The sequence below is a fragment of the Plantactinospora sp. WMMB334 genome, from assembly GCF_049179095.1.
In the GTDB taxonomy this organism is placed as follows: Bacteria; Actinomycetota; Actinomycetes; order Mycobacteriales; family Micromonosporaceae; genus Plantactinospora.
This window is the reverse complement of record NZ_JBMHME010000002.1, coordinates 3329804-3343491: the sequence shown is the minus strand read 5'-3', so window position 1 is coordinate 3343491 and position 13688 is coordinate 3329804. Positions and strand designations below refer to the sequence as shown.

General features: G+C 71.2%; 10 protein-coding genes. 3 read left to right on the top strand and 7 right to left on the bottom strand.

Annotated features, from left to right (window positions below):
• Positions 1–65 precede the first annotated feature (65 nt).
• From ACN27G_RS14305 to ACN27G_RS14295, 3 genes are all read right to left on the bottom strand, one after another.
• Entirely contained in the window at positions 66–3224 is a 3159-nt protein-coding gene (locus tag ACN27G_RS14305; RefSeq protein WP_421493309.1) for a glycosyl hydrolase 115 family protein, read from the bottom strand.
• Positions 3225–3464: 240 nt separating this feature from the next.
• Positions 3465–5126: an extracellular solute-binding protein gene (locus tag ACN27G_RS14300; RefSeq protein ID WP_421493308.1), complete on the bottom strand. Its 1662-nt coding sequence runs from the start codon at positions 5124–5126 to the stop codon at positions 3465–3467.
• A gap of 420 nt (positions 5127–5546) precedes the next feature.
• Entirely contained in the window at positions 5547–7076 is a 1530-nt protein-coding gene (locus tag ACN27G_RS14295; protein WP_421493307.1) for a hypothetical protein, read from the bottom strand.
• Between the two features lie 132 nt (positions 7077–7208).
• Here ACN27G_RS14295 and ACN27G_RS14290 point away from each other — a divergent pair, with 132 nt between their 5' ends.
• Positions 7209–8312 carry a sensor histidine kinase gene (locus ACN27G_RS14290; RefSeq protein WP_421493306.1) on the top strand — a complete coding sequence of 368 codons (1104 nt, stop codon included), beginning with the start codon at positions 7209–7211 and terminating at the stop codon, positions 8310–8312.
• Positions 8309–8965, top strand: coding sequence for a response regulator transcription factor (locus ACN27G_RS14285; protein ID WP_421493305.1), 657 nt, complete (start codon positions 8309–8311; stop codon positions 8963–8965). Before ACN27G_RS14290 ends, ACN27G_RS14285 begins: the two co-directional genes overlap by 4 nt.
• On the opposite strand, the gene ACN27G_RS14280 is transcribed toward ACN27G_RS14285, so the two are convergent.
• The 4 genes from ACN27G_RS14280 to ACN27G_RS14265 all read right to left on the bottom strand — a co-directional run bounded on the left by ACN27G_RS14280 (position 8966) and on the right by ACN27G_RS14265 (position 12776).
• A complete protein-coding gene (locus ACN27G_RS14280) occupies positions 8966–9250 on the bottom strand; it encodes a hypothetical protein (RefSeq protein ID WP_421493304.1) in 285 nt (94 codons plus the stop codon).
• Positions 9251–9427: 177 nt separating this feature from the next.
• Positions 9428–10339 (bottom strand): nickel/cobalt transporter, encoded by a 912-nt coding sequence (locus tag ACN27G_RS14275; protein WP_421493303.1) that lies wholly within the window; start codon positions 10337–10339, stop codon positions 9428–9430.
• Complete coding sequence (locus ACN27G_RS14270; protein ID WP_421493302.1) at positions 10336–11040, bottom strand: hypothetical protein; 705 nt, start codon at positions 11038–11040, stop codon at positions 10336–10338. The genes ACN27G_RS14275 and ACN27G_RS14270 overlap by 4 nt, the downstream gene beginning before the upstream one ends.
• Positions 11041–11117: 77 nt before the next feature.
• Positions 11118–12776, bottom strand: a complete 1659-nt coding sequence (locus ACN27G_RS14265) for a fibronectin type III domain-containing protein (protein ID WP_421493301.1) — start codon at positions 12774–12776, stop codon at positions 11118–11120.
• A gap of 414 nt (positions 12777–13190) precedes the next feature.
• On the opposite strand from ACN27G_RS14265, the gene ACN27G_RS14260 reads away from it, so the two are divergent.
• Complete coding sequence (locus ACN27G_RS14260) at positions 13191–13670, top strand: hypothetical protein (protein ID WP_421493300.1); 480 nt, start codon at positions 13191–13193, stop codon at positions 13668–13670.
• Positions 13671–13688 lie beyond the last annotated feature (18 nt).

The following is a 13688-nucleotide window of genomic DNA, read 5'->3' as shown; positions in this document are numbered from 1 at the left end:
GCGGTCGCCCGACCCGTCCGGACCGGGCGGACCGCCGATGGAGCAGCTGGGACGGGCCCCGGCCCTCAGCGGCCGGTCCGCCGACTCTCCGGCGGACCGAGATAGCTGTACGGCAACTCGGCGGTCTCCACCACGAGCTGCTGCACCACGACGGTCGGGTCGACCATCCAGAACTTCAGGGTGTGTACGCCCGGCCCGTCGACGGTGTGCGTGGTCGTCGTGACGTTGACGTTCTGCGAGGTGTTCCGCTCCCACTGCCGGTTCATCGAGGTGTCGTTCGCCCCGGTGGCGGTGGTGACGTTGACGGTCTGCGGCGCGGCGCCGTCGATCGAGACGGCGTAGCGCAGCCCCTCGGTCGGCAGCACGTTGTTGCGCGGCGACAGATACGCCGTGACCTTCACCGGTCCGGCCGAGGTGAGCGTCAGGTCGTACTCCAGGCGCGGGCTCTGCCCGCCCGGGGTCCGGCTGGCGGCGGTGACCGGAAACGGCGTCAGGCCGTCACCGGTCCGGCCGAGGTCCGGGATCCGCTTCCAGTACACCCCGCCGGTGTGCACCGCCCGGCTGTAGTGCGCGGCCGGGATCGAGACGTAGCCGTTCGCCTCGACGTGCCCCCTCGGGCGCAGGCCGCGCGGGTTCTCCACCTCGGCCCGCACGACCACGCTGGCGCCGTCGGGGCCGGTGACCGTGATCGGCACGGTCGTGTGGCCGGCCGGCGCGTGCCGCCAGTCGACCCGGACCTCGATCCGGACCTGGTCGGTGACCCGACCGCCGGTCCGGCTCAGCTTCAGCCAGGGCGCCGCCGCCCGCACGGTGTAGTCGAACGGCACGGAGCCCCGGTTGAAGACCTCGAGGTACTGCCCCGGCTGGCTCTGGTAGGGGCTGAACGTCGGCAGCACCGCCGGTCCCGGCTCGGCCGGCCAGTACTTCTCCGAACCGTCGATCGCGACACCCAGCTCGGCGGTTGCCGGCACCTCGATCCGGCGCAGGTGCGGATAGAAGGCGTCCGGCAGCGCCTGGTTGTCGAGTTCCGGCTGCTGCCACGGCGCGTTCGGGCCGTAGCGCGCGATGTCGCCGTACCCGATCTTGGGTTGGGTCTGGAAGCCCTGCCACTTTCCGCCGGCCAGCGTGTTGTTGTAGTAGTCGGACATCGCCTGGTCGGCGTCGAAGCGTTGCTGCGCGAGGTCGGCCATGGCGTTGGTGGCGGCCCGCCCCTGTGCGGCGTAGAGCAGGTTGGTGAACTGCGCCTCCCGCAGCGCGTAGAGGTTCGCCGTCGCCGTCACCTGGTAGTGGACGAGCTGGTGGTAGGCGTCGTCGTAGCCCTCCGGCAGCCGCGCCCGGATCCGCTCGGCCCGCTCGGCCAGCTCCGCCCACTCCCGCACCACCCCGCGCATCTCCTGGTAGGCGCTGAGGCTGTAGGGGTTGTCGTCGGTGTAGACCACCGCCGAGGAGTCGGTGGCCGGGTCCTTCGCCGGGTCCACGGTGATCCGGCGGTTCAGCAGCTCCGGCTTGCGCCGGGCCTGGAGCCGGCCGTACTCGTGCAGGATGTCACCGATCTCGGCGGCGTACCGGTCGGGGAAGTTCTGCGCCGCGTACGCCCGCTGCCAGTCGTCGAGCTTTTCGATCGGGATGCTCGACGGGTCCCAGGCGTAGTCGAGGAAGAGCTGCAGCGGCAGCTCCTCGTTCTTCATGTCGCCGACGTTGACCACCCAGAGCCGGTCCACCCCGTAGGTGTAGGTCAGGTGGAGCTGCTCCCAGGTGCTGGCCAGGTTGATGGTGTCGACCCACTTGTAGTTCCGGCCGCCGCCGACGTAGTCGAAGTGGTAGTACATGCCGTAGCCGCCGGGACGGGCCGGCAGGCTCTGGTCCGGCAGCTTCCGCATGTTGCCCCAGTTGTCGTCGCAGAAGACCACAGTGACGTCGTCCGGCGGGCGCATGCCCCGGTCCCAGTAGCGCTGGACCTCCTTGTAGAGCGTGAAGACCTGCGGGATGTCGGCCAGCTCGCGGTCGCCGACGTCGGCGAGGATCTCCCGCTGGGTGGCGATGATGCTCTCCATCAGCTCGATGCCGTCGCCGTCGGGGAGGCTGACGTCACCGTTGCCGCGCATGCCGAGCGTGACCACGCCCTCGAAGTCCTGCTCCGCCATCCGCTCGATGCCGTCCCGCCAGTAGCCCTGCAGGGCCTCGGCGTTGCGCCGGAAGCTCCACTCGCCGTTACCGCCGTACGGGTCGGTGCCGCCACCGGCGTGCCGGTTCCACTCCTCGATGCCACGCATCATCGGCGCCTCGTGCGAGGTGCCCATCACCACGCCGTACTCCTTGGCGGTGGCGTGGTTGGCCGGGTCGTCCTCGGCGAAGGCACGTCCCCAGACGGCCGGCCAGAGATAGTTGGCCCTGAGCCGGAGCATGGTCTCGAAGACCCTGGCGTAGAAGTGCCGGTTGAAGCCGCCGGGATAGCCGGGGGCCAGGCCGGGGCCGAAGAAGTTCGGCGCCCAGGTGCCGAGCGCCGGGTTCTCGTCGTTGATGAAGAAGCCCCGGTACTGCACTGCCGGGGTGCCCTGGCTGTGCCGGCCGGGCAGCAGGTGCAGCTCGTCGCTGTGCCGGGCGGGCACGTCGTCCCACCAGTACCAGGGCGAGACGCCGATCTGTTTCGACACCTCGTACGCCCCGAAGATCGTGCCGCGCTGGTCGCTGCCGGCGATCACGAAGGCGCGCCGGACGCCGGGGAACGGGTTCGTGACGATCTGCTGGAGCGAGGTCTCCCAGCGGTTGGCGATGCCACGCACGTCGAGCCTGCGGGTGGCGATCAGCCGGTCGATCAGCGGACTCCTGCCGATCGTGCCGACCAGCACCACCTCGCCGTGTGCCGGCACCCGGTCGGTGGCGACCGCCGGTCGCACCCCGGTGACCCGCTCGACATCGGACCGCAGGTCGCCGACGACCCGGACCACGCCGGGGTGGTCGTCGGCGCTCACCACCAGGGTCGCGGCCCGGCCGCGGTCGACCAGCGGCAGGCTGCCGGGCTTCGACCGGGTGGAGACGAAGCCGCGGGTGGGCGCGGCGTCTCCGCCCCGGTCGCCGCTGGCCGCGGCGGGGGAGGCGGCGACGGTGGGTGCCGCGGTGACGGCGAGGACCAGGGAGAGCAGGACCCGGCAGGCTCGCGGGCCGACGGGTCGACGGAAGGGCGGCGCCGGCGGACCGGCAGGAGTGGTGGTGGGTCTGGGCATGCCGTGCTCCGGGCCGTGAGGTGGGTAGCTCCGCAATGTGGGCTGCGGAACTTATCGGAGACGTTCCGGAACAGGAATCTAAGGAAGTCGCTGTCGTCGGGTCAAGGGCAATGGTCCCGGCGCGTGTCGGACGAGCAGAGCACCCGGCGCCCTGGGCAGCGGAGCAGCGAGACCGCCGGGGAGTGGCCGGAACATTTCGGGATCCTGTTCGGAATGTTCCGGGACCCTTGTGTCGGCCCCTCAGTCGACGCTGTTCGCCAGCGCCTCCTCGAACTCGACCCGGACCTGGTCGCCGCCGGCCTCCCGCCACTGCCGGACGACGTCGGCCCATTCGGAGACCGGCCGGTTGCCGGCGAGGATCTCCCGCTGCGCGTCCCCGATCAGGGTGCCGAGCTGACCGGAGCGCCGCGACCAGGCGTCGGAGAAGAGCCCGAGGGTGGGGTCCCGGAGCGCGGTGGGGATGATCGATGCCTGGTACTCGTACGACTTCCGGGTCGCCTCCGGCTCGCCCGGCACGAAGATCACATCGGGGGCGTCCACGATGTACCGGATGCCGAGCGCCGTCTGGTTCACCCCGTCCCGGGTCAGCTCCGGTCCGCCGCCGGTCATCTGGTAGTGCACCCCGGCGACGCCGTAGCGGCGGAACAGCCACTCCTCGGTGCCGAAGGGCGCGGCAAGCCAGTCGCAGACCCGCAGCAGTGCCCGGATCCGGCGCTCGTCGGCCTTCTTGAGCACCGTGAAGTTGTTGGTCGCCTGCGCCTGCCAGGTGGCGGCGAACCCGCCACCGGAGTGCTGTGGCGGGCGCATCCCGCCGATGTCGAAGTCGGGACCGGCGGTGTTCTCGGCATAGAACTGCGGCCAGGCGGTGTAGCGGTCAGCGATCAGCATCGCGTTGCCGTCGTTGAACCACTTCTTCGTGGCGGGATTGGCGCCGAAGCTCTCCGGGTGGATCACGCCGTCCCTGACCAGCCGGGCGGTGTCGGCGAGCGCCTGGCTGAACTCCTCCCGCTCGTACGCGCTGACCAGCTTGCCGCCCTCCAACGCCCACCGCCACGGGTTGCCGAGCATCTGCCGGACGAAGTCCATCGGCATGGTGGCCAGCGCCCAGCGCTCCGCCCTCGCGTCGGTGATCTCCCGGCAGGTCGCCCGGAACTCGGCGAAGCTCCCCGGCTGCGGATCGACCTCGAGCTCCCGGAACAGGTCGTCCCGGCGCATCATCAGGGTGCCACCGACGCCCCGGGGCACCGGCAGCCCGTAGATGCCGCCGTTGTAGCGGCAGTCCCGCCAGGCGTCGGTCGGCAGGTTGGCCAGGAACGGATATTCCTGCACCGCGCTGCCGGAGAGGTACGGCGTCAGGTCCTGGCACTCGGCGGCGAGCCAGGCCGGCAGGTTCGACACGCCGGCGGGCAGGCCGTTGGGGGTGTAGAGCGCCGGCACGATGACGTCTGGCAGCTCGGCACCGGCGATCAGGCTGGAGAACCGGTCCGCCATCTCGGCGTTCGGCACCACGGTCAACCGCAGGTCGACGCCGAGCCGCCGGTTCAGCTCCTGCCAGAACGGGTTCTCGGAGGCGGGCGGCGGCAGCGGGGAGTTGGTGAGGACGAAGGCGGAGATCTGGCCGCCGTCGCCGGGCGGGCCGTCGGTTGCCCGTACCGGAGGGTCCGGATATTTCAGGAAGGCGTCCAACAGGCCCTGCGGGTTTCCACGCAGGTCCGGGGTGACCCCGGTGTACGGGAAATAGCTGGGCAGCGGCGCCGAGCCGCTCGCCTCGTTCGGGTCGTCGCCGTCGGCCCGGCCGCCGCCGTCGCATCCGGCGATCAATCCCGGGGCGGCGACCGCGGCGGCGGTGGCGAGCGCGCCGGTGAGAAACTGTCGGCGGCCGATGGACGGCTGACTGGTCATCGTCATCTCCATGGGGGCGGGGGAGGGTCGGGATCGATGCCGCCGACCATGATGCCAGTGGCGCGACCGTCCTGACCGGAACACGCCAGACCGACGCCCGATCTCCCGCCCTGCCGCCGGCTCACCTCAGCCTTCTTCGCGCACTTCCTGCGCGGCGTGCCAGCCCCGATCCTGAACGACCCCACCGCTGCCACCCCCCTGGTCAAGGACCGGACGGCCGACGGCAGCATGATCGACGAAAACCGATGAGGCGATGGGCGGCCCCCGCCCGCCGCCCAGGTGTCGGCTCAGCCCGCCCCGAGCAGCTCCGCCTCGACCTGCCTGACCGGCAGGTCGCGGAGCGGCAGGCGCGGTTCGAGCCAACAGCTCGCCCGCCGGCCAGGGCGGCAGACTGATGCTGAAAGTCATGAGCCGGTTCCGTCACCCGCTGGTCCACCTGCTGCTCGCATCGGCCGCGATCACCGCAGCCGGACTGCGGCTGAGGGCGATACACACCACGATCATCATGTATGCGCAAAGCAGGGTGAGTCCGGCCCACCAAGGGAGCGGGAAGTACCCGGCCGACGGCGCGTAGTGCGCGGTCACCTGTGGATATTCCACCGTGGTCTGCTTGACGGCGAAGCCCGCGGCCGGGGTGAGTCGCAGCAGCCATTCGGAGACCACGTCAGGGAGCAGCGGGAACCCCGTGACGATGTAGGGCAGGGCGACCAGCGACAGTGCGACGAGGTTCGCCGCCCAGCTGCGGCGTAGCCACACGCCGAGCCCGTACGCGAGGACCGCGCAGAGGGCGAGCACTGCCGCGAGGCCGACGATCACCCGGGCGCCGGTCAGTACTGGCACCGGCGGCACCGGAATGCCGTTGCGGTTCAGGATCGCCATGCCCACCGGGAGGACGACGCCGATGGCGATCAGACCGGTGACGGAGCTGGCTGCTCCGACGATTGTCGCCCGGGCGACAATCGTCCGCCGGTCGTCCGTCTGGCCAGCCGTACGGGTCCCGTAGCGGGCCGCGACGACAAGGACGATGATCAGCGCGACGGCCAGGCCCGGCAGGGTGTTCTCGATGGTACGCGCGCCCTCCTCGCTGACCGGCCCTATGTCGCCGGTGCCGCTGACCGTGATGGTGCCGTCCTTGTCCACGGCTCCCGAGGCGTTGTGGTACTTCTCCCAGTCGGTGTGGTTCATCTGGCCGACCGAGTCGCTGCGCCACGTGCCGCTCGCCCCACCCGTGACGCTCGCCCCACCCGTGAGGACGACGTTGTCGAAGACGCCGACAGCCTGGGTGAACCGGACCTCTTCGATCGCGCCGCCGAGGCCGACCTTGCGGAGCGTGAGGTCGCCGGGGGAGGCGGCGAAGAGGCCGACCTGCACGGTGTCCGGCAGCCCTTCGAGCGTCGCCGTTGCGACGGTGTGCCACTGATGGCCGTCGGCCGACTCTGCGCCGCTGATGGTGTCGCCCGAGCGGGTCAGGCGGAGCCAGCGCGGGGATTGCTGCGAGACGCTGCCTGTGCTGCCGGCGACGTCGTGCTTGTAGTCGTACTGGAAGCGAACGCCGTGGCTGCCGGTAGTCATGAGCGCCGCGTACTGCGATCCTGGCCGCACGCCGTCCTTGACGATGATTCCCGCCTTGGCCCACGGCACCAGCCCGGGCACGATCCGGTCGTGGCTCGGCGGTGGGTAGGTGATCGTCCCGGTCATCGACGTCATCCGGACCGTGATGCCGCCCTCGCGGCCGAGGTCGCTGTGCAGGAACCAGAACCGGTCGCTGACGAGGGAGCCGTCGCCGGTGATGGGAACGGTCGGGCAGGGGCCATCGCAGGACGAGCGTGTGCCGGAGGTGAACAGCAGGCCCAGCGCGACGACGGTGAGGGCCGCCGCGCCAAGGGCGATCAGGCGGCCCGGGCGACGGAACGTGGTCCACTCGCGCCGCAGGAGTTCGGTGGTCGACATGCCGATCGTTCTACGGATCGGCGTCTAACACGGCCCGAACCGGTCTCGTCATGCCGGTGTTAGGTCCCGCGGCGCATGCTGGGAGGCATGACCAGGCTGCGCGGCGGTACCGTGGGGGCACGATTTACGATCTTGTATGCCGTCGTGTTCCTGCTGTCCGGTATCGGGCTGCTCGGCCTGACCCTTCTGCTCTCCGGCGGCAGCTTGAGCGACGTTGCCCCGGCCGGGAATCCGCCCACCGAGGGCGGCCTTGACGCGATGCAGCAGCGCATCCGGGAGTTGGACAACCAACTGGCCGCAGTGCACGCCCAGCAGGCCCGCCAGCTCCTGGCCGGCTCGCTGGTGGCGCTGATCGTGATGGCGGTCGTCTCCCTGGTGCTTGGCCGGGTGCTGGCCAAACGCGTCCTGCGGCCGCTGCGGCTCATCACCGGCACCACGCGACGCATCTCCGCCGACAGTCTGGATCAGCGGCTCGCCGTCACCGGACCGGCCGACGAGGTGAAAGACCTCGCTGACACCGTCGACGAACTGCTCGAACGACTTGAGGCGTCGTTCACCGCGCAGCGCCGCTTCGTAGCCAATGCCTCCCACGAACTGCGTACGCCGCTGGCGACGATGCGGGCGTCGCTGGACGTCGCGGCCGCCAAGGCCGATCCGCCCGCCTCGACGGTGGCGCTCGCGGACCGGCTACGCACACAGCTGGACCGGGTCGATCACCTGCTCGACGGGTTCCTCGTGCTGGCCCGGACGCAACACGGCGCACTGGCCGACGCCGCCCCGGTCGACCTCGGCGACCTCATCGGCGCGGCGGTGCGCGAAAGGTCCGCCGACGTGCAGACAAAGGGACTGAGCGTAACGGTGGACGTGCCACCGAAAACGGCGACCCGGGGCAGCCCGGCACTGCTGGCACGGCTGGTGGGCAACGTCGTCGACAACGCCGTGACGCACAACGAGAACGACGGATGGATCCGGATCACCGGGTCCACGAGCGAGGAGGAGACGGTACTCGTCGTCGAGACCGGCGGGCAGGTCCTCGACCAGCGACAGGTCGACCGGCTGACACAACCCTTCGAGCGGCTCGCTGGTGCGCGCACCGGCTCCTCGGGGCTCGGCCTGTCCATCGTGGCCGCCGTCGCCGCCGCCCACCGAGGCCAGCTCACCCTGCTCGCCCGGCCACAGGGCGGCCTGCGCGTGTCGATCACGCTTCCGGCTGCGAAGGTGCCGGTGCCGGCATGAGGATCCTCGTCGTCGAAGACGACCACGCCCTCGCCGAGGTCGTCGCCGAAGGGCTACGCGACCAGGGGATGGCCGTCGACCTCGCCCACGACGGGCTGGCCGCCGCTGCCAAGCTCGACCTCACCACGCACGACGTGGTGGTCCTGGACCGGGATCTACCCGGCCTGCACGGCGACACACTGTGCCAGATGATCACCAAACAGGCGGACCGGCCGATGGTACTGATGCTGACCGCGGCGAGTGCGCCCGGCGACCGGGTCAGCGGGTTGACCCTGGGCGCGGACGACTACCTCGCCAAACCCTTCCACTTCCCGGAACTGATCCTGCGCATCCACGCGCTGGCCCGCCGCAAGCCGCACGCGCGGCCCCGAACGCTACATGCGGCCGGAATCGAACTCGACCCGGTACGCCGCACCGCCGTTCGTGACGGACGGCAACTCGATCTCTCCGTGAAGGAGTTCGCAGTACTGGAAGCACTACTGCGGACAAGCCCCGGCTTCCTGAGCACCGAAACCCTGCTCGAACAGGTCTGGGACGAAAACGCCGACCCCTTCACCAACACTGCCACGGTGACAGTGGGACGACTGCGACGCAAACTCGGCGAGCCGCCCGTCATCGAGACGACACCCGGAATCGGTTACCGGATCGCCTAGCTAGAGTGCGCGGGCCAGCACGGTGAGGTCCTCGTCGCCGAGGCCGTGTTCCACCGCCCGCTGCCACTGCGCGGCCAGGCTGCTGGCGACCCCGAACCGGTCGATGTCGACCTCGTAGAGCGCCAGGTTGACGTCCTTGAGCGCGAGCGAGAGGGGGTACTGCGCCGCGTACTCGTCCCGGCCGATCCGCTCCCGGGCCTGCTCCGGGCCGGAGGCGAGGACGACCAGTCGACGCTCCTCCGCCGGGCCCCGGGTCCCCGCCACGGGCGCGTCGAGCAGGACCACGTCGGGGCGCTGCTCGCGGACCAGCCCGGCGATCCGTTCGGTCTCGCCGTCATCGGCCGGCCCATGCCGCCCAGCCCGAGTACGGCCACCCGCCGCGGTCCCGCCATCTGCCTTCCCCCGGTTGGTGGTGCCCCTTCCCGGCAGCCTGGGCCAGGGTGCGCCCCCGCCGGCCCGGAATCAGCTGGTCAGCACCGAGACGGCGGCGACCAGGTAGAGGCAGCCGCCGAGGCTCACCGCCGCACCGGCGACCGCGGGCAACCAGGCGCCGGCGGTCGCCGCCACCGGCCACCGCCGGAGGCTCCCGCCCAGCATCGCGGCGCCACGGATGGTGGCCACGCCGACCCCGGTCAGCGTGCCGGCCATCCCGACGCCGAAGGCGAGCACCAGGACCAGCGCATCCAGGGCGCGTCCGGTGAGCAGGCCGCTGACCAGCACCAGGAAGGCGGAGGGCGAGGGCAGCAGCCCACCGGAGAGCGCCAGCAGGGTCAGCCCGCGCCGCGACCACGGATCCGTCGGCCCGGGTACGCCGTGCCCGTGCCCGTTCTCGTGCCCGTGCCCGTTCTCGTGTGTGTGGCCGGGGTCGTGTGTGTGGCCGGGCTCGGGTCCGTGACCGACGAGGACGTGCTCGTGGGCGCGGCTGTGCTCGTGGGCGTGACTGTGCTCGTGGGCGTGACTGTGGTCGGGGTGGTGATCGTGGGCGTGGTGGTGATCGTGGTCGTGGTCGTGGTGCCGGCCGCGCAGGTGGCGCCAGGTCAGCTGGGCGCCGACGCCGATCACCAGCAGCCCGGCCGCGACCTGCATCCACGCCGTCACCGTCCTGGTGCCGAGGCTCGCGGCACCGCTGAGCCCGACCCAGGCGAGCGCCAGAACCAGGACGGAAAGGGTGTGCATCGCCGCCACGATCACGCCGAGCCGGATCGCGTCCCGGTAGCGTCCCCGGGTGCCGATCAGGTAGGCGGCGGTGACACTCTTGCCGTGGCCGGGGGCGACCGCGTGTGCGGCGCCGACGCCGAGCGCCACGACGAGGGCGATCCAGAAGACCTCCCGGCCGTCGAAGAGGGCGACCAGCCGGGCGTCGAAGCCGGTCACGAGCTGCTCCGGGCACTGCTCCGGGCACGCCGACGCAGTCGTACCACGACCAGGGCCGCCACCGCGACCAGCAGGGCCGCACCAACGCCGGCCAGGGTGCGGACGCTGCTCGCCGGCAGGCCACCCGCGCCGGGCGTGAAGCGTACCCGGTGGGTCTGCTCGGCGGCGGTGAAGAGGGCCCGTTCCGGGGAGGCCGGGGTCTGGCTGGTCAGCATCGTCCGGTACGCCTCGTCGAGGTCGGTCAGCGCGCCGACGGTGACGTCGAGGTCGACCACGTCGGCCGGGCAGTCGAAGCTGAGCCGGGCACCCTGGCTGAGCAGCCGGTCCAGGGTTTCGAGCCGGCCCGGGCACGGGGCGCCGGCCTGCCGCACCGTGATCCGGGCCAGCAGATAGTCGTGGACCAGGGCGGAGCGCTGGAGCTTCTGCTCCCCGGTGAGGTCGGTCGCCACCGGGCCGAGCGCCGGGTCCTCGAAGGCGCCGAGGGACTGGCCGAGCGCCACCCAGTCGTCCTCGGCGGCGAGCCAGGAGATCTCGACCCTCGGGCCGTGCACACTGACCCGGGCGATCGAGGGCGGGCCGAACGGGTGCGCGGCGGCCGGTGGTGCCGGCACGGCGAGCAGGGCCAGCGCGGCGAGACCGGCGAGACCGGCGAGGCCGGCCGGGCGGAGCGCGGCGACCGGCGACGGGATGCGGGCGATCAAGGACGGGATCTCCTGACGTACGGCTACGGACCGCGCCCGGACCACCGCTGCCGGCGGTGGTCCGGGGACGGCGGGACCTACTTGGTCACGGTGATGACCGGGCTGGTGATCTGCTGGTTCTCGCTGTCCAGGAAGACCACGTGGGTGCTGTTCTTCCTGGCCGACGGCGGCAGCGCGAAGGAGTAGGTCAGCCGACCCAACTCGTCTGCCTTCCGGTAGCCGATGAAGACCGGCGCACCGCTCCTGGTGTTGCGCAGGTAGACGGTGACCTCCTCGCCCGGGTCGTAGCCGAACGCGGAGACCTTCACCCTGCCCTTGGCCTCGACGATGGTCTTGTTGACCGCGACCTGCTCGCCGGTGGTGTTCTCCCGGGTACGCAGCTCGTTGACGGTACGCTCACCGGCCGCGTTCTTCCGGATGATCACGCCGTCGTGGCGCTGGCCGTTGGCGTAGCGGGCCTCGTACCGGATGCTGTCGGCGGTGACGTCGACGAGCTGGTAGAGCTGCTTGTCCTCGGCCTGGCTCATGATGTCGGCGTCGTTGCCGGTCCAGACCGAACCGTCGACGTCGTACATCTTGCCGCCGGAGACCGACACCGCGTAGACGGTGCTGTCGTGCACCGAGAGCGACCGGCGGGAGGAGCTGACGCTGCCCCGACCGTACGTGTGGTCGTGCCCCTGGAGCACCAGGTCCACGCCGTACTTCTCGAAGAGCGGACCCCACTGGTCCCGGACGACCGGGTTGTTCCGGCCCTCCGCCGTCGAGTAGACCGGGTGGTGGAAGGTCACCACGGTCCACTTGTTGGGGTTCTCCTTGAGCAGCCCCTCCAGCCAGGCGGTCTGCGCCGCCATGATGTCCGGGATGCCCTGCACGTTGGTGTTCAGGCCGATGAAGCGTACGCCCTGGTAGTCGAGGGTGTATGCGGTCTTGGCCAGCTCCGCCGGCCAGCCCGCCGGCCCGTTGTCCGGGTACGGGAACTGCGGCGCCCAGAACGACGACAGCGCGCCGCCGCTGTACTCGTGGTTACCGGGGATCGAGAGGTTGTTGATCTGGCCGTCGATGAAGCCGCCGGCCTGGTACCACTGCCCCCACTGCTCCTCGCTGTTGGCGGAGTCGATGAGGTCACCGGCGTTGACGATCATCTTGGCCTGCGGGCGGTCCGCGAACGCCTGCCGGAAGACCCGGGGCAGCGCCGAGTCCAGGTAGTTCTGCGCGTCGCCGTAGTAGATGAACGAGAAGGGCTGTGCGTCGGCGCTGGCCGTGGTGAAGTCGGTCCAAGGGCTCCAGTTGGTGCCGTCGCCGACCCGGTAGGTGTAGCGGGTGCCGGGCTTGAGGCCGACGAACTCCACGGCGTGGTAGGTCGAGGCGTACCCGAGGGAGGTGTTGACCGACTGCGTCGAGGTCGCCTTGACCACCGAGACGGCGCCGGGGGGCGGCGCCACCTGGCCGAGCGCGGCGGGTGCCTCCAGGATCTCCGCTTGGGCCCACTCGGGGGTGGCCTCGGCCCGCCAGCTCACCCGCTGCGAGGTGGCCGGGGTGGTGGTCGGGATGAGGATGATGCGGTCGGGCATCGGGGACGGCCGGTGGATCTCCGCCGCCGGGTACTTGCCCGGCGCGGCGTCACCGAACGCCACCGGGCTCAGCGCGAAACCGCCGACGAGCATGGCGGCGGCGCCGACCGCCGCCAGCCTGGCCCGCCGGGAACCCGTGATCCAGGGTTTCTTGACGTCACTCACTACAGAGCTCACCTTTCCGGTGAAAGTGGATGGTGCCGCCGGCCCGCAGCCGGTGGCCAAAGCGCATTCACGCAGAGGTGGACGACCGGGGGTCGGCCGTCGACTGGACGCCCGGTTAACGCGTCTGAGCAGCGGGTTAATTCATGATCAACAGGCTGCGGACGGGGCTCGGCTTCACTCGCCGGGCGCCGGCAGGCCACCGCGGGGGCACCGTCCGTTCACCCTGGCGCACCTACCATGCCGGCGGCACGGATGTCTCCGTGCCTCGGTCGCACCGCCTGCGTCCCTGGCCCGCCCAGGTCTCCCGCCCCGGCCGCCGAACCACCGACCCGTGACCACCGACCCGTGACCACCGACCCGTGACCACCGACCCGTGACCACCGACCCGTGACCACCGACCGTGTACGGAGCCCGATGAAACTGCCGTCCCGCCGCTGGGCGGTGGCCGCCACCGTCGGCACCCTCGCCGCGGTCGCCGCGATCGACCCCACGGTCTCGCCGCCCGTCGCCAAGGGGGACGCGTTCATCACGGCGCAGACCACCGGCGTGCTGACCATCGAGGGTGGCGAGTGCTTCTCCGACCCGGCGTACTCCCCGGAGGCCGGCGAGGTGGTCGTCCGGTACGAGCCCTGCGAGTCCGGCGCAGACAACCAGTCGTACGGCTTCCTCCGGGCCGCCGACGGGCCGTGGGACCGCGCCCGGCTCGCCGGCTTCGGCTGGCAGGGCTGCCGGACCTACTTCGAGCGGCGCTGGCCGGACGGGGCCGACGGCACCCTCGACTTCTATCCCGTGCTGCCCACCGAACAGACCTGGGCGGACGGCGACCGTACGGTGATGTGTGCGGTCTACCGGCCGCGCGGCCGGCTCACCGACTCGGTGCTGCCGCTGCGCTGAGTCGGCTTCGGGTGCGTG

What these genes read in the sequence shown, in the direction of transcription:
- ACN27G_RS14305 (WP_421493309.1), bottom strand. Translation starts at nt 3,224, where the DNA reads ATGCCCAGACCCACCACCACTCCTGCCGGTCCGCCGGCGCCGCCCTTC.
- ACN27G_RS14300 (WP_421493308.1), bottom strand. Translation starts at nt 5,126, where the DNA reads ATGACCAGTCAGCCGTCCATCGGCCGCCGACAGTTTCTCACCGGCGCG.
- ACN27G_RS14295 (WP_421493307.1), bottom strand. Translation starts at nt 7,076, where the DNA reads ATGTCGACCACCGAACTCCTGCGGCGCGAGTGGACCACGTTCCGTCGC.
- ACN27G_RS14285 (WP_421493305.1), top strand. Translation starts at nt 8,309, where the DNA reads ATGAGGATCCTCGTCGTCGAAGACGACCACGCCCTCGCCGAGGTCGTC.
- ACN27G_RS14260 (WP_421493300.1), top strand. Translation starts at nt 13,191, where the DNA reads ATGAAACTGCCGTCCCGCCGCTGGGCGGTGGCCGCCACCGTCGGCACC.